This is a genomic window from Cupriavidus taiwanensis, assembly GCF_900250115.1.
GTDB classification, from domain to species: Bacteria; Pseudomonadota; Gammaproteobacteria; order Burkholderiales; family Burkholderiaceae; genus Cupriavidus; species Cupriavidus taiwanensis_B.
Map to the genome: position 1 here is coordinate 2,067,694 of NZ_LT984803.1, position 21,525 is coordinate 2,089,218.

At 67.5% G+C, this 21,525-nt stretch carries 18 protein-coding genes and 1 tRNA gene; 3 read left to right on the forward strand and 16 right to left on the reverse strand.

Translation table 11 applies throughout. The features are described 5' to 3' along the window. Positions 1 to 56: 56 nt before the first annotated feature. The gene (gene rnr / locus CBM2586_RS09750) at positions 57 to 2,651 is read right to left on the reverse strand and encodes a ribonuclease R (protein WP_115687345.1); all 2,595 of its coding nucleotides are present in this window, start codon (positions 2,649 to 2,651) and stop codon (positions 57 to 59) included. A gap of 70 nt (positions 2,652 to 2,721) precedes the next feature. Here rnr and CBM2586_RS09755 point away from each other — a divergent pair. From CBM2586_RS09755 to CBM2586_RS09765, 3 genes are all read left to right on the forward strand, one after another. Next, a tRNA-Leu gene (locus tag CBM2586_RS09755) sits at positions 2,722 to 2,808 on the forward strand. 493 nt (positions 2,809 to 3,301) lie between these two features. Next, positions 3,302 to 3,736, forward strand: a complete 435-nt coding sequence (locus tag CBM2586_RS09760) for an Rrf2 family transcriptional regulator (RefSeq protein ID WP_115687347.1) — start codon at positions 3,302 to 3,304, stop codon at positions 3,734 to 3,736. A 65-nt stretch (positions 3,737 to 3,801) separates the two neighbouring features. Then, positions 3,802 to 4,413 (forward strand): NAD(P)-dependent oxidoreductase, encoded by a 612-nt coding sequence (locus tag CBM2586_RS09765; protein WP_115687349.1) that lies wholly within the window; start codon positions 3,802 to 3,804, stop codon positions 4,411 to 4,413. A gap of 51 nt (positions 4,414 to 4,464) precedes the next feature. Here CBM2586_RS09765 and CBM2586_RS09770 read toward each other — a convergent pair whose 3' ends face one another. From CBM2586_RS09770 to rlmN, 15 genes are all read right to left on the reverse strand, one after another. Beyond that, positions 4,465 to 5,034 (reverse strand): phosphoribosyltransferase, encoded by a 570-nt coding sequence (locus tag CBM2586_RS09770; protein ID WP_092309225.1) that lies wholly within the window; start codon positions 5,032 to 5,034, stop codon positions 4,465 to 4,467. Between the two features lie 124 nt (positions 5,035 to 5,158). Continuing rightward, positions 5,159 to 6,499 carry an adenylosuccinate synthase gene (locus tag CBM2586_RS09775; RefSeq protein ID WP_115661813.1) on the reverse strand — a complete coding sequence of 447 codons (1,341 nt, stop codon included), beginning with the start codon at positions 6,497 to 6,499 and terminating at the stop codon, positions 5,159 to 5,161. A gap of 85 nt (positions 6,500 to 6,584) precedes the next feature. Beyond that, the gene (locus CBM2586_RS09780) at positions 6,585 to 7,736 is read right to left on the reverse strand and encodes an ATP phosphoribosyltransferase regulatory subunit (RefSeq protein WP_115661812.1); all 1,152 of its coding nucleotides are present in this window, start codon (positions 7,734 to 7,736) and stop codon (positions 6,585 to 6,587) included. A 185-nt stretch (positions 7,737 to 7,921) separates the two neighbouring features. Continuing rightward, positions 7,922 to 8,830: a protease modulator HflC gene (gene hflC / locus CBM2586_RS09785; protein ID WP_115687351.1), complete on the reverse strand. Its 909-nt coding sequence runs from the start codon at positions 8,828 to 8,830 to the stop codon at positions 7,922 to 7,924. Positions 8,831 to 8,840: 10 nt separating this feature from the next. Then, positions 8,841 to 10,199: an FtsH protease activity modulator HflK gene (gene hflK / locus CBM2586_RS09790; protein ID WP_115661810.1), complete on the reverse strand. Its 1,359-nt coding sequence runs from the start codon at positions 10,197 to 10,199 to the stop codon at positions 8,841 to 8,843. A 177-nt stretch (positions 10,200 to 10,376) separates the two neighbouring features. Further along, positions 10,377 to 11,642 (reverse strand): GTPase HflX, encoded by a 1,266-nt coding sequence (gene hflX / locus CBM2586_RS09795; RefSeq protein WP_115661809.1) that lies wholly within the window; start codon positions 11,640 to 11,642, stop codon positions 10,377 to 10,379. A 228-nt stretch (positions 11,643 to 11,870) separates the two neighbouring features. Then, complete coding sequence (gene hfq, locus CBM2586_RS09800) at positions 11,871 to 12,110, reverse strand: RNA chaperone Hfq (RefSeq protein ID WP_012353158.1); 240 nt, start codon at positions 12,108 to 12,110, stop codon at positions 11,871 to 11,873. A gap of 210 nt (positions 12,111 to 12,320) precedes the next feature. After that, complete coding sequence (der, locus tag CBM2586_RS09805; protein ID WP_115687353.1) at positions 12,321 to 13,664, reverse strand: ribosome biogenesis GTPase Der; 1,344 nt, start codon at positions 13,662 to 13,664, stop codon at positions 12,321 to 12,323. A gap of 218 nt (positions 13,665 to 13,882) precedes the next feature. Next, positions 13,883 to 15,058, reverse strand: coding sequence for an outer membrane protein assembly factor BamB (bamB, locus tag CBM2586_RS09810; RefSeq protein ID WP_115661807.1), 1,176 nt, complete (start codon positions 15,056 to 15,058; stop codon positions 13,883 to 13,885). A gap of 78 nt (positions 15,059 to 15,136) precedes the next feature. Next, complete coding sequence (locus tag CBM2586_RS09815) at positions 15,137 to 15,769, reverse strand: YfgM family protein (RefSeq protein WP_115661806.1); 633 nt, start codon at positions 15,767 to 15,769, stop codon at positions 15,137 to 15,139. A gap of 57 nt (positions 15,770 to 15,826) precedes the next feature. Continuing rightward, the gene (gene hisS, locus CBM2586_RS09820; protein WP_115661805.1) at positions 15,827 to 17,197 is read right to left on the reverse strand and encodes a histidine--tRNA ligase; all 1,371 of its coding nucleotides are present in this window, start codon (positions 17,195 to 17,197) and stop codon (positions 15,827 to 15,829) included. Positions 17,198 to 17,235: 38 nt separating this feature from the next. Continuing rightward, the gene (ispG, locus tag CBM2586_RS09825) at positions 17,236 to 18,528 is read right to left on the reverse strand and encodes a flavodoxin-dependent (E)-4-hydroxy-3-methylbut-2-enyl-diphosphate synthase (protein WP_115661804.1); all 1,293 of its coding nucleotides are present in this window, start codon (positions 18,526 to 18,528) and stop codon (positions 17,236 to 17,238) included. A 48-nt stretch (positions 18,529 to 18,576) separates the two neighbouring features. After that, on the reverse strand, positions 18,577 to 19,569 hold the full coding sequence (locus CBM2586_RS09830) for a RodZ domain-containing protein (RefSeq protein WP_115661803.1): 993 nt from the start codon (positions 19,567 to 19,569) through the stop codon (positions 18,577 to 18,579). Beyond that, positions 19,562 to 20,341, reverse strand: a complete 780-nt coding sequence (pilW, locus tag CBM2586_RS09835; RefSeq protein WP_115661802.1) for a type IV pilus biogenesis/stability protein PilW — start codon at positions 20,339 to 20,341, stop codon at positions 19,562 to 19,564. The genes CBM2586_RS09830 and pilW overlap by 8 nt, the downstream gene beginning before the upstream one ends. Then, positions 20,338 to 21,492, reverse strand: a complete 1,155-nt coding sequence (rlmN, locus tag CBM2586_RS09840; protein ID WP_115661801.1) for a 23S rRNA (adenine(2503)-C(2))-methyltransferase RlmN — start codon at positions 21,490 to 21,492, stop codon at positions 20,338 to 20,340. The genes pilW and rlmN overlap by 4 nt, the downstream gene beginning before the upstream one ends. Positions 21,493 to 21,525 lie beyond the last annotated feature (33 nt).

Here is a 21,525-nt window from a genome sequence, read left to right on the forward strand (position 1 = left end):
GCCGCCGTCCCCGCGCAGGCGGGAACGGCAACCTGACGGCAATCCGGCGCCAGTGGTCAGCGCTTGCGCGGCGTGCGCTTGGCGGCGGTCTTGCCCGCCGGCTTGGGCGCGTGCGCCTTGGAGGCCGGCTTGCGCGGCTTTTCCAGGTGCGCGGGCTTGGGCTTGGCCGCGCGCTTGCCCGGCTTGCCGGTCTTCAGATGCGGCTTGAGCGGCGTGATCACCGCCTCGAACACCGGTTGCTCTTCGATCACGCGGTCCAGCGTCTCGTCGAACGACTCTTCCGGCTTGGACGAGCCACCCAGCAGCGCCGCCAGCTGGCGGCCCTTCTTGCGCGCCGGCACCGCGTGCGCGGCCGGCACGCGCGGCTGGGTCTCGGCGCCCGTCACGCGCGCGCGCAGGGTCTTCGCCGACGGCTCCTGCACCAGGCGGAAATCGATCTTGCGCGCGTCCAGGTCGACGCGCGACACCTGCACGCGCACGCGATCGGTAAGCCGGTAGCGGATGCCGGTGCGCTCTCCGCGCAGCTCGTTGCGGGCTTCGTCGTACTGGAAGTAGTCGCTGCCCAGCTCGGTCACGTGGACCAGGCCCTCCACGTACAGCTCGTCGAGCTGCACGAAGATGCCGAACGAGGTCACGGCGCTGACGGTGCCTGCATAGTCGCTGCCCAGCTTGTCGCGCATGAAGTAGCACTTGAGCCAGGCCTCGACATCGCGCGAGGCCTCGTCGGCGCGGCGCTCGTTGGCCGAGCAGTGCAGGCCCAGCTCGTCCCAGATGGCCTCGTTGCGGCGCGCGCGCGCTGCGGTCAGCTCGGCCTTCTGCTCGGCGTCCCTGGCCTGCAGCCGGCGTGCCTTCGGCGAGATCGCCGTGTTCAGCTCGGTGCCGTGGGCAAAGGCCGGCTGGTACTTGGTGTGCGCCAGCACCGCCTTGATCGCGCGATGCACCAGCAGGTCGGGGTAGCGGCGGATCGGGCTGGTGAAGTGCGCGTAGGCCTCGTACGCCAGGCCGAAGTGGCCGATATTGTCGGGGCTGTACACCGCCTGCTGCATCGAGCGCAGCAGCATGGTCTGCAGCATCGGCGCGTCCGGACGGGACTTGATCTTGTCCATCACCTCGGCGTAATCGGACGCCTGTGGCTTGTCGCCGCCGCCCAGCGACAGGCCGGCGGTACGCAGGAAGTCGCGCAGGTTCTTCAGCTTCTCGTCGCTGGGGCCGGCGTGGATGCGGTACAGCGCCGGGTGCTTGAAGCGTTCGAGGAAATCGGCCGCGCACACGTTGGCGGTCAGCATGCATTCCTCGATCAGCCGGTGCGCGTCGTTGCGCGTGCGCGGCAGGATCTGCTCGATCTTGCCCTGCGCGTTGCAGACGATATAGGTCTCGGTGGTGTCGAAGTCGATCGCGCCGCGCGCGCGCCGCGCCTTGAGCAGGACCTGGAACAGCTCGTACAGGTTCTGCAGGTGCGGCACCAGCTCGCTGCGCTTGTGCGCCTCCGGGCCCTTGGTGTTGGACAGCACCGCCCAGACCTCGTTATAGGTCAGCCGCGCCGTCGAATGCATCACCGCCGGGTAGAACTGGTAGCCCTTCAGCTCGCCCTTGGCGGTGATCACGGCATCGCACACCATGCACAGCCGGTCCACCTGCGGATTGAGCGAGCACAGTCCGTTGGAAAGCTTCTCCGGCAGCATCGGGATCACGCGCCGCGGGAAATACACCGAGGTGGCGCGGTCGAGCGCGTCGGCATCGAGCGGCGTGCCCGGACGCACGTAGTGCGACACGTCGGCGATCGCCACGATCAGGCGCCAGCCCTTGGCGCGGCCGATCTTGACCGGCTCGCAATAGACCGCGTCGTCGAAGTCGCGCGCGTCTTCGCCGTCGATGGTGACCAGCGGGATGTCGCGCAGGTCGATGCGGTGGTCCAGGTCGGCCTGGCGCACCTCATCGGGCAGCCCCGCGGCTTCCTGGGCGGCGGCCGGCGAAAACTGGTGCGGCACGCCGTACTTGCGCACCGCGATCTCGATTTCCATGCCGGGATCGTCGATTTCGCCCAGCACTTCCACCACGCGGCCCACCGGCTGCACATAGCGGTCCGGGAATTCGGTCAGTTCGACGCTGACCACCTGCCCCACCCGCGCCTTCCCCTGCGCCTTGGGCGGGATCAGGATGTCCTGGCTGATGCGCTTGTCTTCGGGCGCGACCACCAGCACGCCGCCCTCGCTGAGCAGACGGCCGATGACGAAGCGGTTGGCGCGCTCGATGATCTCGACGATCTGGCCCTCGGGGCGCCCGCGCCGGTCGTAGCCCACCACGCGCACCTGGGCGCGGTCGTTGTGCATGGCCTTCTGCAGCTCGCGCTCGGGCAGGAAGATATCGTCCTCGCCGTCGTCGCGGATCAGGAAGCCGAAGCCGTCGCGATGGCCCTGTACCCGGCCGGTGACGAAGTTGGGCTGGTGCGCGAGCTCATAGCGGCCCTTGCGGTTGAGCTCGATCTGGCCGTCGCGCTCCATCGCCGCCAGGCGCTTCTGGAAGCCGTCATGCTCCTTGCGCGTGACCGCCAGCGCCTTGGCGATATCGCCTGCCGACTGGGGGGATCCCGACGTTCTCAGCACGCCCAGGATTTCTTCCCGGCTCGGGATCGGATAGTTATTCTGATTCAATTTTTTCTGGAAACTATTTGACAAAATTCTCGCGCTCTCTATAATGAGCGCTTCGGTTGTTTCGACACCTGCCCAGGTGGCGGAATTGGTAGACGCACTAGGTTCAGGTCCTAGCGGTGGCAACACTGTGGAGGTTCGAGTCCTCTCCTGGGCACCACAATACTAAAAAGGTCTGCGCATGCAGACCTTTTTTCATTTCTGCCCAGGAAGAAAAGCGCTTGAGCGCTTTTCGCGAGGACGAGAAAGGCTGCGCTTGCAAGCGCAGCCGGGGTCGCGCCTGCGTGACCGAGTCCTCTCCTGGGCACCAGATCACCGGAAAACCCGCAGCGCTTTCGAGCCCCGCGGGTTTTTTGTTTTTGACGCCTGTTTCGCGCATCAGATCCGGCAACTTGCACTCCTTGCTTGGCGGCACTGCCGCGATGTCATTACCTGCGAGCGTACGGGTTTTTTCCCGTCCGTGAAACCGCGCACCGTGCCCCGCGCGGCAGCCGCACCACAAGGTTACGGCAATGTCGGGGAGTGTAACAGCTTCAGTGGCGATTCCGGCATTCCGGCGGCCCGCGCAAACCATTTCCCCACCACCACCACACCCCGACGCTTGACGGTACCCCAATGTGTAACTATCATGGTTTCACATTGCAGCTGACACCATGAGTACAAGCAGCCGGTTTGCCGTCGCCGTCCATATCCTCACCCTGCTGGCCAGTTCCGCCGAACCGGTGCCGTCGTCGCTGATTGCCGGCAGCGTCGGCACCAACCCGGCGCTGATCCGGCGCCTGGTCGGCCAGTTGGCGGAAGCGGGCCTGGTGGCCACCACCATGGGCAGCACCGGCGGCGCTACGCTGGCGCGCGCGGCCGCGTCGATCACGCTGCTGGAGGTGTTCCGCGTGGTCGAAACCACCGCGCTGATCACGCTGCACCAGAGTGCGCCCAATCCGGCCTGCATGGTCGGGCGCGAGATCACCGGTGCGCTGCGCAAGGTGGCCGACCGCGCGCAGGCGGCCATGGATGAGACCCTGGCCAGCATCACCATCGCCAGCATGCTGGCCGATGTCGAGCGCGGCAGCCAGCGCCGCAAGCGCTGATTTTTTTTACCCCGATGTGTAACCACATCAGTTTCATATCCAACTGACTGAACCAAGGAGTGACCATGAACATCGCCATCATTGGAGCCAGCGGCCGCGTTGGCACGCGCCTGACCGCCGAAGCCGTGCGCCGCGGCCACCACGTAACCGCCATCGCGCGGCAGGCCAGCCGTTTGCCCGCGCGCGCCGGCGTGACCAGCAAGGACGTGGATGCGACCGACAGCACGGCACTGAGCACCGCCCTCACCGGCCATGATGTGGTCATCAGCACTGCGCGCTTCGCCCAGCTGAACGCGCAGCAGGTGACCACGGCGGTGCGCCAGGCGGGCGTGCCGCGGCTGCTGGTGGTGGGCGGTGCCGGCAGCCTCCATGTCGGGCCGGGCGTGCAACTGGTCGACACCCCGAACTTTCCCGACGCCTACAAGGCCGAGGCGCTGGCCGGCCGCGACTTCCTGAACGCGCTGCGCGGCGAGCAGCAGATCGACTGGACCTTCCTGTCGCCGTCCGCGCTGTTCGAGCCGGGCGAGCGCACCGGCCATTTCCGCATTGGCAAGGAAGACCTGCTGAGCGACGCAGCAGGCAAGAGCTGGATCTCGATGGAGGACTATGCCATCGCCATGCTCGATGAAATCGAGCAGCCGGCGCATTCGCGCCAGCGCTTCACGGTAGGCTACTGAGCCCGACCGCGCCGAGCCCGCCGGCATGGCAGTCCCGGCCGGCCGCCGCGCTCAGTCGCGCGCGCCGTCGTCCAGCAGGCTGGCGCGCTTGCCACGCTTGAGCCATGCGGCGAGGTTGTGCGGACGCAGCGTGTCGTACTCTTCGAACGGCTGGTGGATCCAGGGGTTCGACTCGAGAAAGGTGACGTGGTAGTCCGGCTCCACCTTGGAGCAGGCCTTGTACCACAGCACCGCCGAGCGCACTTCGGTCACCGCCGGATAGCGCTCCTTGAGGTGACGGCCCACGCGCTCCAGCGTGATGCCCGAGTCCACCAGGTCGTCGACCAGCAGGATCTTGCCGCTCAGCTCGCCACGGGTCATGGTGATGTACTGCGCGATGTCGAGATCGCCCTGCTGCGTGCCGGCGGCTTCGCGATAGCTGCTGGTCGCCAGGATGGCCAGCGGCACGTCGAAGATGCGCGACATCTGGTCGCCCACGCGCAGCCCGCCGCGCGCGAGGCACAGGATCTTGTCGAACTTCCAGCCCGACTCATGCACGTTCAGCGACAGGCGTGCGATCAGGCGATGGTATTCGTCCCAGGAGACCCACAGGTTCTCGTCATCGTTGGTAGGCAGATTCATCGTTTTGCTCGTGGTATCGTGCGGTCGGTTGACCGATATGGCTCGGCCCGCTTGCGCGGGCCGATTCATTTTCTGGCAGGCCGCGGCGCTCGTGGCGCGGCGGCCCCGCGGTACTGGCAGGCGCTCAGGCCTTGTACGGATGGCGCAGCAGGATGGTCTCGTCGCGGTCCGGGCCGGTCGAGATCATGTCGATCGGAATGCCGACCACCTCTTCCACGCGCTTCAGGTAAACGCGGGCCTGCTCGGGCAGTGCGTCCCACGCCTTCACGCCGAAGGTGGACTCGTTCCAGCCCGGGAATTCCTCGTAGACCGGCTCGCAGCGCGCCACGGCATCCGAGCCGCGCGGCAGGATGTCGACGGTCTTGCCATCCAGCGTGTAGCCGACGCACAGCTTGATGCTTTCGAGACCGTCGAGCACGTCCAGCTTGGTCATGCACAGGCCGGACACGCCGTTGATCTGCACCGAGCGCTTGAGCGCGGCCGCATCCAGCCAGCCGGTGCGGCGCGGACGGCCGGTGACCGAGCCGAATTCCTTGCCGACATTGGCCAGGCGCACCCCCACCGGGTCCTGGCGCGAGGGGTTGTCGTTGTCGTACAGCTCGCTCGGGAACGGGCCGGCACCGACGCGGGTGCAGTAGGCCTTGGTGATGCCGAGGATGTAGTTCAGGCGGCCCGGGCCCACGCCCGCGCCAGCCGCGGCGGCACCGGCCACGCAGTTGCTCGAGGTCACGAACGGATAGGTGCCGTGGTCGACGTCGAGCAGCGTGCCCTGCGCGCCTTCAAACATCAGGTTGCCGCCGTCGGCGTTGACCGCGTACAGCTCGGCCGACACATCGGCGACCATCGGTGCCAGGCGCGGCGCGTAGGCCAGCGCTTCATCCAGGGTCTGCTGGAAGTCGACGGCTTCGGCGCCCAGGTACTGGGTCAGCATGAAGTTGTGGAAGTCCAGGTTCTCGCGCAGGCGTTCGGCGAACTGCTGCGGATCGAACAGGTCCTGCACGCGCAGCGCGCGGCGTGCCACCTTGTCTTCATAGGCCGGGCCGATGCCGCGGCCGGTGGTGCCGATCTTGGCGGCACCGCGGCGCGCTTCGCGCGCCTTGTCGATGGCGACGTGGTACGGCAGGATCAGCGTGGCCGCTTCGGAAATGCGCAGGCGGCTCTGCACCTGCAGGCCGGCGCCTTCGAGTTCCTCGATTTCACGGAACAAAGCTTCGGGCGACAGCACCACACCGTTGCCGATGTAGCAGACCGTCCCGGCGCGCATGATGCCCGAGGGGATCAGCCGGAGAATGGTCTTCTTGCCGCCGATGATCAGCGTGTGGCCAGCGTTGTGGCCACCCTGGAACCGCACCACGCCCTTTGCATGGTCGGTAAGCCAATCGACGATTTTTCCTTTGCCTTCGTCACCCCACTGGGTGCCGATCACGACGACATTGCGTCCCTGGCCTACTGCGGATGCGGACATATTGCTTTGGTCAATAGGTTAAAAACGTATTCTACTCTTGTTGCCGGACGATTCCGGGTTTTTGGACCGCCGCGGCGTCAATGCGTCAGCGCGGCACCACGGCCCAGCCGGCATCCTTGCGCACCAGTTGCCGGTCGCAATTGAATTCATCGAGTTCATGGGTGTGGCCGGGCAGCGACTGGATCACGATCTCGCCCGAAGCACGCAGCGCGGCAATCGCCGCACGAAGTGCCGGATCCGCATCCCACGGGGCAAAAACTGCCAGCGCCCGCACCTCGATGGGTGACAGCGACGCCACTTCACGCAGGTCCAGCGAGAAACCCGTCGCCGGACGCGCGCGGCCGAAGGCCTCGCCCACCTTGTCGTAGCGGCCGCCCCTCGCCACGTAGTTGGGCAGGCCGGCCACGTAGGCCGCGAACATCACGCCGCTGTGGTAGTGGTAGCCGCGCAGGTCCGACAGGTCGATATTGACGCTGGCGCCGCGCACCTGCACCGCCAGCGCCGCCAGCTCATCCAGCGCGCGGCCGATGGCGGGGCTGGCCGGCAGCGTGGCGCGGGCGCGCTCGATCACCTCCACGCCGCCGTACAGCGTCGGCAGCGCCTGCAGCGCTTCGCGCTCGGTCTGCGGCATGCCCCCGGTGAGTTCACGCAGGGCGGGCACATCCTTGGTTTCCAGCGCGGCGAACAACGCGTCCTCGATCTTGCGGATCGACGGCAGGCCGGCCAGCAACGCTTCGAGGATGCCGGCATGGCACAGGTCGATACGGATCTCCGACAGCCCCGCCGCCGTCAGCGCGGCCAGCATCAGCTCCTGGATCTCGACGTCGGCTTCCAGGCCGGCATGGCCGTAGATCTCGGCACCGATCTGGATCGGTTCACGGGTGGCGTGGAACCCCGCCGGACGCGCGTGCAGCACGTTGCCCGCGTAGCACAACCGGGTCACGCCCGGCCGGTTCAGCAGGTGCGCATCGATGCGCGCCACCTGCGGCGTGATATCGGCGCGCAGCCCCATGGTGCGGCCCGACAGCTGGTCGACCAGCTTGAGCGTGCGCAGGTCGAGGTCGTGGCCGGTGCCGGTCAGCAGCGACTCGAGGTATTCCAGCATCGGCGGCATGACCAGCTCGTAGCCGTAGGTGCGGAACAGGTCCAGCATGCGGCGGCGCAGCTCTTCGATCTTGCGCGCTTCCGACGGCAGCACGTCGGCAATGTTTTCTGGCAGCAGCCAATGGTTGGACATGGTGAATCTCTTCTCAGTCATTCAGTTGCCTGCCGGCGCAGCGCCTGCAGGGACCGGGCCTGGCCCGGCAAAACCAGATGCGGGCACGGCGCGCCCGCGCCATCACTCCGCCGCGATGGCTCCAGCCGGACAAAACCCCGGCAAGCCGGGGTTTCGTCTATTCGCCACACGGACAAGCGACGGTGCTAACGCTTGCCTCCGCCGTTGCCCGCGGACGCGCCGGCGCCGCCGCCGCTGGAACGCATGTAGCGGAAGAACTCCGAATTGGGCTCCAGCACCAGCACGTCGCGCTTGTCACGGAAGGTGTTGCGGTAGGCCTCCATGCTGCGCCAGAACTGCGCGAACTGGGGATCGCGGCCAAACGCCTCGCCATAGATCTGCGATGCCTTGGCATCGCCCTCGCCCTTGATCATCTGGGCATCGCGATAGGCCTGTGCCAGCACCACTTCGCGCTGGCGGTCGGCGTCGGCGCGGATCTTCTCGCCTTCCGCCGCGCCGGTGGAGCGCAGCTCGTTGGCCACGCGCTTGCGCTCGGCTTCCATGCGGCGGTACACCGATTCGCTGATCGCGGGCAGCAGGTCGACGCGCTTGAGGCGCACGTCGAGGATCTCGACGCCGACCGACTTGGCGTACTCGCTCATGCCGTTCCGGATGGCCTGCATCACCTGCTCGCGCTCGCCGGCGACCACGTCGGCGACGGTGCGCTTGCCGAATTCTTCGCGCGCGACCGAGTCGATGCGTTGCGTCATGCGGTCCTGCGCGCCGCGCAGGTTGCCGCCGAAGGCGACGAAGAACTTGCGCGGATCGGTGATGCGCCATTTGACGAACCAGTCCACCACCATGCTCTTCTTCTCGGCGGTGAGGAAGCGCTCGTTGGCGGCGACGTCGATGGTCTGCAGGCGGCGGTCCATGAACACCACGTTCTGGAACGGCGGCGGCAGCTTGAAATGCAGGCCCGGCTCACGCACCACTTCCTTGATCTGGCCGAAGGCGAACACTACGGCGTACTGGCGCTGGTCGACCACGAACAGCATGGACGAGACCACGGCGAGCAGGATGAAGAAGCCGATCGCGAAGGAAATCAGTCGGTTCATGACGGTCTCCTCAGCGCGAGTCGCGGTCGCGGTTGCGCAGCGATTCGCGCGACCGGTTATCCGTCGAGGCATCCGGCGCAGGCGCCGGCGTGCCTGCCGCGCCGGGCTGGCCCGGCGGCGGCGTGGCGCGGCCCTCGGCCTGCGCCATCAGCTTGTCCAGCGGCAGGTAAAGCAGGTTGTTGCCCTGGCGCGCGTCGACCAGCACCTTGGTCGAATTGGTGTAGATCTGCTGCATGGTCTCCAGATAGATACGGTCGCGCGTCACCTGCGGCGCCTTGGCGTACTCCGCCTGCACCGAACGGAAGCGCGACGCATCGCCCTCGGCCTGCGCCACCACGCGGGCACGGTAGGCTTCGGATTCTTCCTTCAGGCGCGCCGCGGTACCCTTGGCGCGCGGGATGATATCGTTGGCGTAGGCCTGGCCTTCGCTGATCGCGCGCTCGCGGTCCTGGCTGGCCTTGTTGACGTCGTCGAACGCGGCCTGCACCTGCTCGGGCGGCTGCACGCTCTGCACGTTCACGGACAGCACGCGGATGCCGGTCTTGTACGCCGACAGGATGGCCTGGATCGACTTGGCCAGCTGCTGCGCGATCTGTTCGCGGTTTTCGTACAGCACCGCGTCCATCTTGTTGCGGCCGACGATCTCGCGCACCGAGGTCTCGGCCGCCTGCGTCACCAGCTCTTCATCGCCGCCCCGGTCGGTCTTGTTGAAGAACAGGAATTCGCTGGCGTCCTGGATCACGTACTGCACGGTGAAGCGCACGTCGATGATGTTCTCGTCCTGCGTCAGCATCGACGAGTCTTTCAGGTTGCTGTCCTTGATCGAGGTGGAGCGGCCGACCTCGACCGAGCGCACCGCCGACAGGTTGACCACCTCGGCCGACTGGATGGGCCAGGGCATGCGCCAGTTGATGCCGGGGCCGGTGGAGTACTTGAACTTGCCGAACTGCAGGATCACCGCGGTCTGGCCTTCCTGCACCATGAAGAAGCCGCTGGCCAGCCAGATGCCCACCACCGCGGCCACGATCACGCCGGCGCCGACGCCCGAGCCCTTGCCCGAGGTACGCGGGCCGCCGAAGCCCTGGTTGCCGTTGCCGCCGTTGTCCTTGCGGCCGAGCAGGCCGTTCAGGCGGCGGTTGAAGTCGCGCCACAGTTCGTCCAGGTCCGGCGGGCCGCCATCCTGCTGCGGACGCTGGTTCTGCTGGCGGTTGTCGTCGCGGCCGTCCTTCTTGTCATCGTCCTGCCCGTCCCGACCCCAGCGCGGATCGTTCAGCGAGAAGATGGCGCGCAGGCGCTGCCAGCCCGCGCGCAGCGCGAGGCGGCCGCCTGGTGTCAGGCTCGAATCAGCATTCCGGGGGAACTGGGGCATGAAGTGCACGGGTCCGGGGAAGTTTGTAACAGGGGGATTCTAGCAGTCATCGGCGCCACTTTTGGCCAATTCGCGTAATCCCCGCGGCAACCGCGCCGGAATTGGGCAGAACCGGCGCCACGGCGGCACCGAGGCGCCGTCGATACCGGCGACCACACTTCTGGCTGGCCGCCCGGCCTACAGCCGGCGCGGATCCGCCGCATCGGCGTCGTCGCCGTCGTCCGCCACGCCATCGTAGTCGCCCTCGCCGGCGTCATCGCCGGCGTCATCGGACTGCGCCACCTCATCCAGGCGCGGATCATAGGGTTGCGGTTCGGGCGGGCGGCCGGCCAGCCATTGCGCCACCTCGACCAAGGCCTCGCGCAGCGCGTCCAGGCCCAGTCCCTCGCGCGCGCTCAGGAACACGCGGGTGGGGACGCCGTCGGCGTCGCGCTCGATGCGCGGGCCATCGGCCAACAGTTCGGGCGCGGCGTCGATCTTGTTCATCACCACGATCTGCGGGATGTCCAGCGCGTTGATTTCGGCCAGCACCCGGTTGACCTGCTCGATCTGTTCGTGGCGCACCGGGCTCGATGCATCGACCACATGCAGCAGCAGGTCCGCATGCACGGTCTCGTCGAGCGTGGCACGGAACGCCGCCACCAGCTGCGTCGGCAGGTCGCGGATAAAGCCGACCGTGTCCGACAGCACCACGTTGCCCAGGCCGTCCAGGAACAGCCGGCGCGAGGTGGTGTCGAGCGTGGCGAAGAGCTGGTTGGCCGCATACGCGCCGGCCTTGGTCAGCGCGTTGAACAGGGTCGACTTGCCCGCGTTGGTGTAGCCCACCAGCGAGATGCTGAGGGTGTCATTGCGCGCGCGCGCACGCCGCTGGGTGCTGTGCTGGCGCTGCAGCCGCGACAGGTCCGACTTGAGCCGCTTGGCCCGCTCGTCCAGCATGCGGCGGTCCAGTTCGAGCTGGCGCTCGCCGGGGCCGCCGCGCATGCCGATGCCGCCCTTCTGCCGCTCCAGGTGGCTCCACGCGCGCACCAGCCGCGACGCGCGGTACTGCACCTGCGCCAGTTCCACCTGCACCTTGCCGACGTGGCTCTGCGCACGCTGCCCGAAGATATCGAGGATCAGGCCGGTCCGGTCGATCACGTGGCGGTGCAGGAAACGCTCCAGGTTGCGCTGCTGCGCCGGGCTCAGCGCGTGGTTGAAGACCACCACGTCGGCATCCAGCGCATCCGCCGCCTCCTTCAGTTCCTCTGCCTTGCCCGAGCCGATGAACAATGCCGGATCCGGCCGCGAGCGGCGGCCCGTCAGCGTATGCACCGGCAGCGAGCCGGCGGTGGTGGTCAGCAGCGCCAGTTCGCTGAGGCTTTCCTGGAAATCATGCTTGCCGAAATCGACGCCGACGAGGATGGCGCGCGAAGGGGCGGTATTGGAGGTGGCTCTGGGGTCCAAGGGCGGGCGCGAAAGCGCAGGGAAATTCGGGTTCAGGGGAAGGGATGGCGGATCTCGGGCACTGTCCCGGCCCCTGCCGGGACAGGCCGCCGCATGCTGCGGAACGTGGCGGCGGGCGCATGGGCAAGCGCCGGGCCGCGCGGCACCGGGTGCGTCGGCACGCCGGCGCCGGGCATCGCGGCGGCGCCGCGTGGCGCCCGTACGATGCCCTGGGGCAGATCGGTCAGATCAGGCCTCGGCGGAATCATCCACGCGGAAATTGACCGCGCGCGCCGGCACGACGGTGGAAATCGCATGCTTGTAGACCATCTGGGTCACGGTGTTGCGCAGCAGGACGACATACTGGTCGAACGATTCGATATTGCCTTGCAGCTTGATGCCATTGACGAGATAGATGGAAACCGGCACGTGCTCTTTGCGCAGCGCGTTCAGGAACGGGTCTTGTAGCAGTTGCCCTTTGTTGCTCATGGCACACTCCAAATTTATAGGTTTAGTGGTGAATGATGGGGATGGAAATCCCCGGTTCAAGTCAGGCGGCGCAAAAACGCGCCAGAAAAAAGATCAAAACGGTACCAAGTTGGCGTCAATGCGCAGGGAACCCCCTGCTACCGTGAATTTAGCCGCAGTTCCAAACGAACGCAAACGAAAACTGGCCCCGCCACGGATCCGATTCCGGACTCACTCCTTCGAGTCCGCGTACGGATTTTTGTTCGTGCGAAATTCGATGCGCAGGGGCGTGCCCTTGAGCTTGAAGGCCGCACGGAAACGGTTTTCCAGGTAGCGCCGGTAGGTCTCGGCCACGCCCGACAGCGCATTGCCGTGGATCACGATGATGGGCGGATTGGAGCCGCCCTGGTGCGCATAGCGCAGCTTGGGCCGCGATGCGCCGACACGCTTGGGCTGCTGGAATTCCACGGCTTCCTGCAGCACGCGCGTCAGTTGCGGCGTCGGCAGCTTGACCATGGCCGCGGCATACGCGTCGTCGACCGAGCGCATCAGCGCGCCGATGCCGGTGCGCTCGCGCGCCGACACAAAGTGAACATTGGCAAAGCTGAGGAATTGCAGCTTGCGCTCGAGGTCGTGCTTGATGCGGTCGCGCGCGTGGCCGTCCAGGCCGTCCCATTTGTTGACGCCCACCACCAGCGCGCGGCCGGACTCGACGATAAAGCCGGCAATATGCGCGTCCTGGTCGGAAATATCCTGCTGCGCGTCGAGCAGCAGGATGACCACGTTGGCGTCCGCGATCGACTGCAGCGTCTTGACCACCGAGAATTTCTCGATCGCCTCGAACACCTTGCCGCGCCGGCGCAGGCCGGCGGTATCGATCAGCGTATAGGGCTTGCCGCCGCGCTCGAACTCGACGTAGATGGCGTCGCGGGTGGTGCCTGGCATGTCGAAGGCGATCACGCGCTCTTCACCGATCAGCGTATTGACCAGCGTGGACTTGCCCACATTGGGACGCCCGACGATGGCGATCTTGACGCCCTTGCCCTCGTCGGAGGCTTCCTCGGCCAGCTCGGGGCGCTCCTGGACCGCCAGCTCGATGGCTTCATCGACCAGCTCGCGCACGCCGTCGCCATGGGCGGCGGAGATCGCGTACGGATCGCCCATGCCGAGCTCGTAGAAGTCCGCCGCCACCGAGGTGTACCTCATGCCCTCGGCCTTGTTGACCGCCAGCATGATGCGCCGGCCGGTCTTGCGCAGGTAATCGGCGATGGCGCGGTCCTGCGGCGCCAGGCCCAGGCGGCCGTCGACGATAAAGATCACCACGTCGGCCTCGACCACCGCCTGCTTGGTCTGCTTGGCCATCTCGGCGACGATGCCTTCCTTGACCACAGGCTCGAAGCCGCCGGTATCGATGGCGATGAACGGACGTTCGCCGATGCGCCCTTCGCCATAATGGCGGTCGCGCGTCAGGCCCGGCAGGTCGGCGACGAGCGCGTCGCGCGAGCGGGTCATGCGGTTGAATAGCGTCGACTTGCCCACATTGGGGCGGCCGACAAGTGCGATAACTGGTTTCATGCCATAAACGGAAACGGGGGCCGGCAACTGCCGCCCCCCGGTAACTCCGGAGTCAAGGGTTCCAACGGCAGCCCGCGCCACCTGGGCGCGGGCTGCCGCTTGTCCTGTCGGGCGCGGCGCGGGTCATCGACCCGCTGCAATTGCCGCGCCAAGGATCATGCTACCGGATTCGGCGCCGGCCGTACCGACAGGTGTACGGCAGCGCGCATAGGGTCCTGTCAGCCAGGCTGGAAACCGTAGACGTCGCCGTCGCGCGTCTGGATCACCAGGGTCTGCCCCGCCACCACGGGCGCGGCGGTGATGGCGCTGCCATCGGTCTTCATGCGTGCCACCACCTGGCCGTCTTCGCGCGACAGGAAGTGGACATAGCCTTCGAAGTCGCCCATCACCACCGAGCGGCCCAGCGCCAGCGGCGCACCCAGGCGGCGGTTGCGCAGGTCGGCGTTCTTCCAGCGCTCGCTGCCGTTCTGGCGGTCGAAGGCATGCACCACCGATTGCTCGTCGCTGGCGTAAAGCGCATTGTCATCCTGCGCGAGGCCCGCCGGCGACGAGAAATCCTTGCCCCACTGCGACTGGCCGCTGGCCAGTTCCAGGCAGGCGACCCGGCCCTGGAAGGTGGTGGCGCAGACTTGCCGGCCGCTGACCATGGGCAGGCCGGTGACGTCGTTCAGGCGCTCGATCTCCGAGACCCCCTTCGGGTAGGAAATCGCGCTTTCCCAGCGCAGCACGCCGTTGCCCGGCGTCAGCACGCCGAGCTTGCCGCCGGGGAAGCCCATCACGATGCCGTCGCCGGCGAACACCATGCCCATCGCCGCGCGCAGGTTCAGCGGGGTCTGCGAACGCTGGTAGATCCAGCGGCGCTCGCCGGTCTCGGCATCCAGGCCGAAAACCCGGGTATCGGTGGTGCGCACCACCACCAGGCCGTTGCCGACCAGCGGCGCCGACAGGACCTCGCCGTTGACCTGCTTCTTCCAGATCTGCTTGCCGCTGGCATCGAAGGCATAGACCGCGCCCTTCTCGCCCGCCACCGCGGTGACCGAGCCGTCGCTGCCCGGCCCGGAGGTCAGGTCCACGTCGGTCTTGGCCTTCCACAGCACGCGGCCGCTGGCGCCTTCGAGCGCCATCACGTTGCCGTTGTTGGACGCCACATAGACATTGTTGCCCGCCGCGGCCGGCTGCATCGAATAGGGCCCGCTCTTGCCGACATCGGCCTTCCAGGCCTGGCGCACCGCCAGCGTGGCCGATACCGGCTTGAGTTCGGCGGGCGGGTGCTTGTTTTCCTTGCTGAACAGCGCGCAGCCGCCCAGCGTGGCCAGGCAGGCAGCCGCCACCAGCGCACGGGAAATCGTGCGCGCGGGCTGGCGATGTACGGCACGGGAAAGCACTGACGTCATAACTTTACGGTCCTGTTGTTCGATCCGCGGGATCAACGGTATGGCAGCGGTATGGCAACGGTTCAGACGGCAGCCGGATCAGGCCGCGCCCAGCGCATCGAGCTTGAACTGGATGATCTGGCGCATCGCCGGCTCGGCCTGGCCCAGCTTGTCCAGCGCCTTGCGATAGGCGGTGCGGGCATCGTCGCGCTTGTCCTGCGCGGCGAGCAGGTCGCCGCGGCGGTCGGCGTAGAGCGCGACGAATGCGGCCGGCGGCTCGTCCTTGAGCAGCGCCAGGCCCTTGTCATAGGCCTTCTCGTCGAGCAGCACGCCGGCCAGGCGCACGCGCGCCAGGTGCGAATACGCTTCGTCGCCGTGGTCGATGGCCCATTGCAACTGGCTCTTGGCGGCGCTCAGGTCGCCCGCATCGTACAGCACGCGGCCGGCGACCAGTGCGCTCATCTGGCCGTACGCGGTACGGCCGAACTTGCTTTCCAGGTCGGTCGCGGCGCGCTTGATGCGCTCGACATCGCGCGCCTCGGCGGCCTTGAGCACCTGCTCGTACAGCACCGCGGCCTCGCCGGCCTGCTTGCGCTCCCAGTACTTCCAGCCGTTCCAGCCAGCAAAGGCCAGCAGCGCGATGATCAGCGCCCAGGTCAGCGCATTGCCATACTGGCGCCACCAGGCCTTCAGATTCTCAAGCTGTTCCTGTTCTTCTAGATCGTAAGCCATGTCGAGGCAATCACCTGCGTTGGTTGGATACTCGTGGTGTCAGGGTGCGGCGCGCGCTTATTCGCTGGCGCCGACCATGGCGTCGATCAGGTAATCGACCAGCCCCTCGGCCGGCACGGTGGCCTGCTGCCCACCGCCTTCGGCCTGCTCGCGCTGGCGAAGTTCCTTGACCTGGACCACGCCGGCGGCCACTTCGTCGTCGCCAATGATAACGGCATAGGCCGCGCCGCTTGCATCGGCGCGCTTCATCTGCGACTTGAAGCTGCCACCCTTGCCGTCCGGGCTGGCGTGCAGCACCACGTCGAGGCCGGCGTCGCGCAGGCGCTCGGCCGCCACCATGGCCTGCTGCGCGGCGGCCTCGCCCTGGTGCACCAGGTAGACATCGCAACCGACCGCCTCGGGCACCACGCCCTCTTCGCGTATCAGCTCGATAATGCGCTCGATGCCCATGGCCCAGCCGCAGGCCGGGGCGGACTTGCCGCCCATCTGCGCGATCAGCGGATCATAGCGGCCGCCGCCGGCAATGGTGCCCTGCGCGCCCAGCTTGTCGGTGATCCACTCGAACACCGTCAGGTTGTAGTAATCGAGGCCGCGCACCAGGCGCGGGTTGATCTTGAACGGGATGTTGTTGGCCTTCAGCAGGCGCTGCACGCCCTCGAAGTGCGCCAGCGACGCTTCACCCAGGAAGTCGATCAGCTTGGGCGCGTTGGCCGCCATTTCCTGCAGCGCCGGGTTCTTGGTGTCGAGCACGCGCAGCGGGTTGGTGTACAGGCGGCGCTTGCTGTCGTCGTCGAGGATGTCCTGGAAGCCTTCCAGGTACTTGATCAGCTGCTCGCGGTGCGCCGCGCGCTCGTCGGCCTGCCCCAGCGAATTGAGCTCGAGGCGCACGCCGGTCAGCCCCAGGTCGTCCCACAGGCGCTGGCACATCAGGATGATCTCGGCATCGACGTCGGGGCCGGCGAAGCCCAGCGCCTCGGCGCCCAGCTGGTGGAACTGGCGATAGCGGCCGCGCTGCGGACGCTCGTGGCGGAACATCGGGCCGGTGTACCACAGGCGCTTGGGGCCGTCGTACAGCAGGTTGTGCTCGATGGTGGCGCGCACGGCCGCGGCGGTGCCCTCGGGGCGCAGCGTCAGCTGCTCGCCGTTGAGCGAATCGGTGAAGGAGTACATCTCCTTCTCGACGATATCGGTGACCTCGCCGATGCCGCGCACGAACAGCTGGGTATGCTCGACGATGGGCGTGCGGATCTGCTGGTAGCCGTAGGCGCGCAGCATCGCGCGCGCGGCATTCTCGAAATGCTCCCACAGCGGCGCGTCGGCCGGCAGCATGTCGTTCATGCCCTTCACGCCCTGCAGGGCCTTGGCGGGGCGTGCCTTGGGTTCGGTCTTGGCGGCGCCGGCGGCGGCCATGGTCTCGGATTGCGTCATTCTGTTCTAGTCAGGCTGCTGGCCCCGGCCGGTCCGGCTCAGGCTGCCACTTCTTTGCCGGCCCGCGCAACGCCCGGGCCGTAATGCGTGCGAACGTATTCGTCTACGATCGCCTGGAATTCTTCCGCGATGCGCTCGCCGCGCAGGGTCTTCACCTTGACGCCATCGACGAACACCGGCGCGGCCGGCGATTCGCCCGAGCCGGGCAGCGAAATGCCGATATTGGCGTGCTTGCTTTCGCCCGGGCCGTTGACGATGCAGCCCATCACGGCCACGTCCATTTCCTCGACGCCCGGGTAGGCGGTCTTCCATTGCGGCATCTGCTCGCGCAGGTAGGCCTGGATGCTGGCCGCCAGTTCCTGGAACACCGTGCTGGTGGTGCGGCCGCAGCCCGGGCAGGCGATCACCATCGGGGTGAAATTGCGCAGGCCCATGGTCTGCAGGATTTCCTGCCCGACGTACACCTCCTTCTCGCGCGGCGCGCCGGGTTCCGGCGTCAGCGAGATGCGGATGGTATCGCCGATGCCCTCCTGCAGCAGCACCGACAACGCCGCGGTCGAGGCCACGATGCCCTTGCTGCCCATGCCGGCCTCGGTCAGGCCGAGGTGCAGCGCGTAGTCGCAGCGGCGCGCCAGCTCGCGGTACACCGCGACCAGCTCCTGCACCTGCGACACCTTGCACGACAGGATGATCTGGCTGCCCGGCAGGCCGATCTCCTCGGCCTTCCGGGCCGAGTCGATGGCCGAGGTGATCAGCGCCTCGATCATCACGCTCTGCGCCGGCCACGGCTCGGCGCGCCCGGCATTCTCGTCCATGATGCGTGCCAGCAGGTCCTGGTCCAGGCTGCCCCAGTTCACGCCGATGCGCACCGGCTTGTTGTAGCGGCACGCCATCTCGATCATCTGCGCGAACTGCGTATCGCGCTTGGCACCCTGGCCGACATTGCCCGGATTGATGCGGTACTTGGACAGCGCCTCGGCGCAGGCCGGATAATCCTGCAGCAGCTTGTGGCCGTTGTAGTGGAAGTCTCCGACCAGCGGCACGTCAACACCCATCCGGTCGAGCTGCTCGCGGATCGATGGCACCGCGGCGGCGGCCTCGGGCGTGTTCACCGTGATGCGCACGATCTCGGACCCCGCGCGCGCCAGTTCCTTGACCTGGATCGCGGTGCCGATGGCATCGACCGTGTCGGTATTGGTCATCGACTGCACCCGCACCGGCGCATCGCCGCCGATGGTCACCACATTGTCGCCCCACGCGACCCGCGCCTGGCGGGTCTGGCGGCGCGGCAGCGGGCCCGGCAGGACCGGGAGACAGAGCTGTTGGTTCATAGCGTTACCACCTTGCAAAGACGCACCTTGCCGCACCTCGCACCCGCGTCAGGGCAGCGTCAGGCGCGCCACGTTGTTGCGGCTGGCTGCCTTCAGGTCGACCGGCGTGCCGCCGCGCGTGAACGCTTCGACGCCCTTGACGTTGCCGATCACCACCCGGTATGGGGCCGTGCCGCCGCCAGCCATGGCCTGTCCGGCCTTGGCGGTGCCACCCATGACGACCTTGCCGCTATTGTCGCGGATTTCAAACCAGGTATCGGAGGCAAAGCGGATCTGCAGCTCGCCCTCACCGACCGCCGCGGCGGATGCCGTCGGCGCTGCCGGTGCCGCTGCGGCCGGCGCCGCGGTAGCTGCCGCCGCTGCGGGGGCCGCCGCGGTTGCCGAAGCTGCCGCGGCGCTGGCCGGAACGGTTTCGGCGGACGGCGCCGGCGAGTCGCTGGCGGCCATCACCGGCGGCAGCGCCGCGGTCACGATACCGGCTTCCGCGCCGGCGTTTTCCGCGGCCGGTGCCTCGGCGGCGACGGCTTCAGGGGCGCTGCTGCGCGCGTCGATCCACGCGCGGATATGGTCGAGCCCGAACCAGAGGCCCGCGGCCACCACCACCGCCACCAGCGCCAGCCAGACCCAGCGGCCGCCGTTGCCGCCGGAGCGGAAGCGGTTGCGGTCGTCGAAGGCCGCGTTGATGCCGCCCTCGCGCTGGCGGGCGATCTCCGCCACCTGCGCTACCGCGCGCGGCTGGAAGCGCGCCAGCAGCGGGTCGATATCAACATGGAGCATGCGCGCATAGGCACGCATCACCCCCTTGGCGAAGGTCACGTCGGGCAGCGCCTGCAGGTCGGCCGCCTCGATCGCGCGCAGCTTGCTGGCCGCCACCTTGAGCCGTGCGCTGACATCCTCGACGGACATGCGCTGCGCCTCGCGTTCGCGCGCCAGCGCCGCGCCGATCTCGCGCGCCGCGGCTTCACGTTCCCCCTCATGCGCGCCTCCGCCGACTGCTTGCGTCGGTACGGCCTGGCCTGCGGCGCGGTCGTGCTCACTCATCCCATGCTCCTTGTTCGTAGGCGGTCACCTCGCGCGAGTCGGGGAAGCGGCTGCGCAGCTGCGCCCCCAGCGCATCCTGCGTGCGGCCGTCGCCCTGACGGTGGGCAATGCGCGCTCCCAGCCAGAGGGATTGCGCAGTGACAAATTGGCTGTTGTTGACGCGCTGGACGTACTGGCGCGCCTGCATGTAATCGCCGCGCCGGTAGAGCACCAGCGCCAGGTTGGTGTTCGCCACCGGGTTGTTGCGGTCATAGCCGAGCGCGGCCTTCAGGTTCTTCTCCGCCTCGGCGCTGTGGCCCTGGCGCAGTTCGCACGCGCCCAGGCTGATCAGCGGCTTGACCGGACCGCCCGCCGACGGCGCCGACACGGCGCGCTGCAGCATGGGCACGGCCTCGCCGTAGCGCCCTTGCTGGCACAGGAACCAGCCGTAGTTGTTGAGCAGGTCGCCGTCATTGGCGCGCATCGACGCGGCGGTGCGGAAGCTGTCCTCGGCCAGCGTGCGCTCGTTCATGCTCATGTAGATCAGCGCCCGCACATGGTAGGCGTCGGCCAGCGACGGATCGATGGCGATGGCCTGCTTGATCTCGTCGAGCGCGACCGCGTTCTGGCCGGCCTCGAGATAATTGGTGGCCAGTTGCAGCCGGATGCCGGCCCGGCGCCTGGCCTCGGTCTGGTCGGAAGCGGTCTGGAGATCCTGCGCCGGCGCGTGCGGCAGCTGGCACCCGGACAACATCAGCAGCCCCAGCAGGGCCGCAGCGATCAGACGGATCATGCAGGGCGCGCCTCCCGCGGCTGGCCGCTGGCAGTGACCGGCACCAGCGGCGTGATCTTGCCGAACTTGCCGCGTTCGGCAAGGCGGGTGCGGTCCTTCACTTCCCCGGCCAGCTGGCCGCAGGCGGCGTCGATGTCGTCGCCGCGGGTCTTGCGGATGGTGGTGACGATGCCGGCGTCCATCAGTACCTGCGCGAAGCGGCGGATCTGCTCGTTGTTGGAACGCTTGAGGCCCGACTCAGGGAAGGGATTGAACGGGATCAGGTTGAACTTGCACGGCACGTCGGCGACAAGCTTCAGCAGTTCCCGCGCATGCTCGACGCCGTCGTTGACGCCATCCAGCATGCAGTATTCGAAAGTAATGAAATCGCGCGGCGCGAATTCCAGGTAGCGGCGGCATGCCGCCATCAGTTCGGCCAGCGGGTACTTCTTGTTCAGCGGCACCAGCACGTCGCGCAGGGCGTCGTTGGATGCGTGCAGCGACACGGCCAGCGCCACCGGCAGGTCCTTCGACAGCCGGTCCATCATCGGCACCACGCCCGAGGTGGACAGCGTCACGCGGCGGCGCGACAGGCCGTAGGCGTTGTCGTCGAGCATCAGCCGCATGGCCGGCACGACCGCGTCGTAGTTCAGCAGCGGCTCGCCCATGCCCATCATCACCACGTTGGAGATGACGCGGTCATCCTTGGGGCCGCGACCCAGTTGCTCGCGCATGGCAAACTCCGCCATCCACAGCTGGCCGATGATCTCGCCAGTGCTGAGGTTGCGCGAAAAGCCTTGCTTGCCGGTGGAACAGAACCGGCAGTTGACGGCGCATCCGGCCTGCGAGGAAACGCACAGCGTGCCACGCGTTTCCTCGGGGATGTAGACCGTTTCCACCGCGTTGCCCTCGCCCACGTCGAGCAGCCACTTGCGCGTGCCGTCGGCCGACAGGTTGTCGGTGATGGCAGCAGGCGCGCGGATCTCGGCGCGGGTCGCGAGCTTTTCGCGCAGCGACTTGGCGAGATCCGACATGGCGTCGAAGCGGCTGGCACCGTAGTGGTGGATCCAGCGTTGCAGTTGCCGCGCACGGAACGGCTTCTCGCCGAGCTCGCCGCAATAAGCGGTGAGCGCGTCCGCGTCGAGGTCGAGCAGGTTGACGAGAGTGTTCATGACGGCAAACTCGGCTTGGTGTCGGTCAGTAGC

Excerpts from the sequence above, each read along its gene's own strand:
- hflK (WP_115661810.1), bottom strand. The coding sequence starts at position 10,199 with ATGCCCCAGTTCCCCCGGAATGCTGATTCGAGCCTGACACCAGGCGGC.
- CBM2586_RS09780 (WP_115661812.1), bottom strand. The coding sequence starts at position 7,736 with ATGTCCAACCATTGGCTGCTGCCAGAAAACATTGCCGACGTGCTGCCG.
- hfq (WP_012353158.1), bottom strand. The coding sequence starts at position 12,110 with ATGAGCAACAAAGGGCAACTGCTACAAGACCCGTTCCTGAACGCGCTG.
- CBM2586_RS09770 (WP_092309225.1), bottom strand. The coding sequence starts at position 5,034 with ATGAATCTGCCTACCAACGATGACGAGAACCTGTGGGTCTCCTGGGAC.
- CBM2586_RS09815 (WP_115661806.1), bottom strand. The coding sequence starts at position 15,769 with ATGGCTTACGATCTAGAAGAACAGGAACAGCTTGAGAATCTGAAGGCC.
- CBM2586_RS09775 (WP_115661813.1), bottom strand. The coding sequence starts at position 6,499 with ATGTCCGCATCCGCAGTAGGCCAGGGACGCAATGTCGTCGTGATCGGC.
- hflC (WP_115687351.1), bottom strand. The coding sequence starts at position 8,830 with ATGAACCGACTGATTTCCTTCGCGATCGGCTTCTTCATCCTGCTCGCC.
- bamB (WP_115661807.1), bottom strand. The coding sequence starts at position 15,058 with ATGACGTCAGTGCTTTCCCGTGCCGTACATCGCCAGCCCGCGCGCACG.
- der (WP_115687353.1), bottom strand. The coding sequence starts at position 13,664 with ATGAAACCAGTTATCGCACTTGTCGGCCGCCCCAATGTGGGCAAGTCG.
- pilW (WP_115661802.1), bottom strand. The coding sequence starts at position 20,341 with ATGATCCGTCTGATCGCTGCGGCCCTGCTGGGGCTGCTGATGTTGTCC.
- CBM2586_RS09760 (WP_115687347.1), top strand. The coding sequence starts at position 3,302 with ATGAGTACAAGCAGCCGGTTTGCCGTCGCCGTCCATATCCTCACCCTG.
- ispG (WP_115661804.1), bottom strand. The coding sequence starts at position 18,528 with ATGAACCAACAGCTCTGTCTCCCGGTCCTGCCGGGCCCGCTGCCGCGC.
- hisS (WP_115661805.1), bottom strand. The coding sequence starts at position 17,197 with ATGACGCAATCCGAGACCATGGCCGCCGCCGGCGCCGCCAAGACCGAA.
- CBM2586_RS09765 (WP_115687349.1), top strand. The coding sequence starts at position 3,802 with ATGAACATCGCCATCATTGGAGCCAGCGGCCGCGTTGGCACGCGCCTG.
- rlmN (WP_115661801.1), bottom strand. The coding sequence starts at position 21,492 with ATGAACACTCTCGTCAACCTGCTCGACCTCGACGCGGACGCGCTCACC.
- CBM2586_RS09830 (WP_115661803.1), bottom strand. The coding sequence starts at position 19,569 with ATGAGTGAGCACGACCGCGCCGCAGGCCAGGCCGTACCGACGCAAGCA.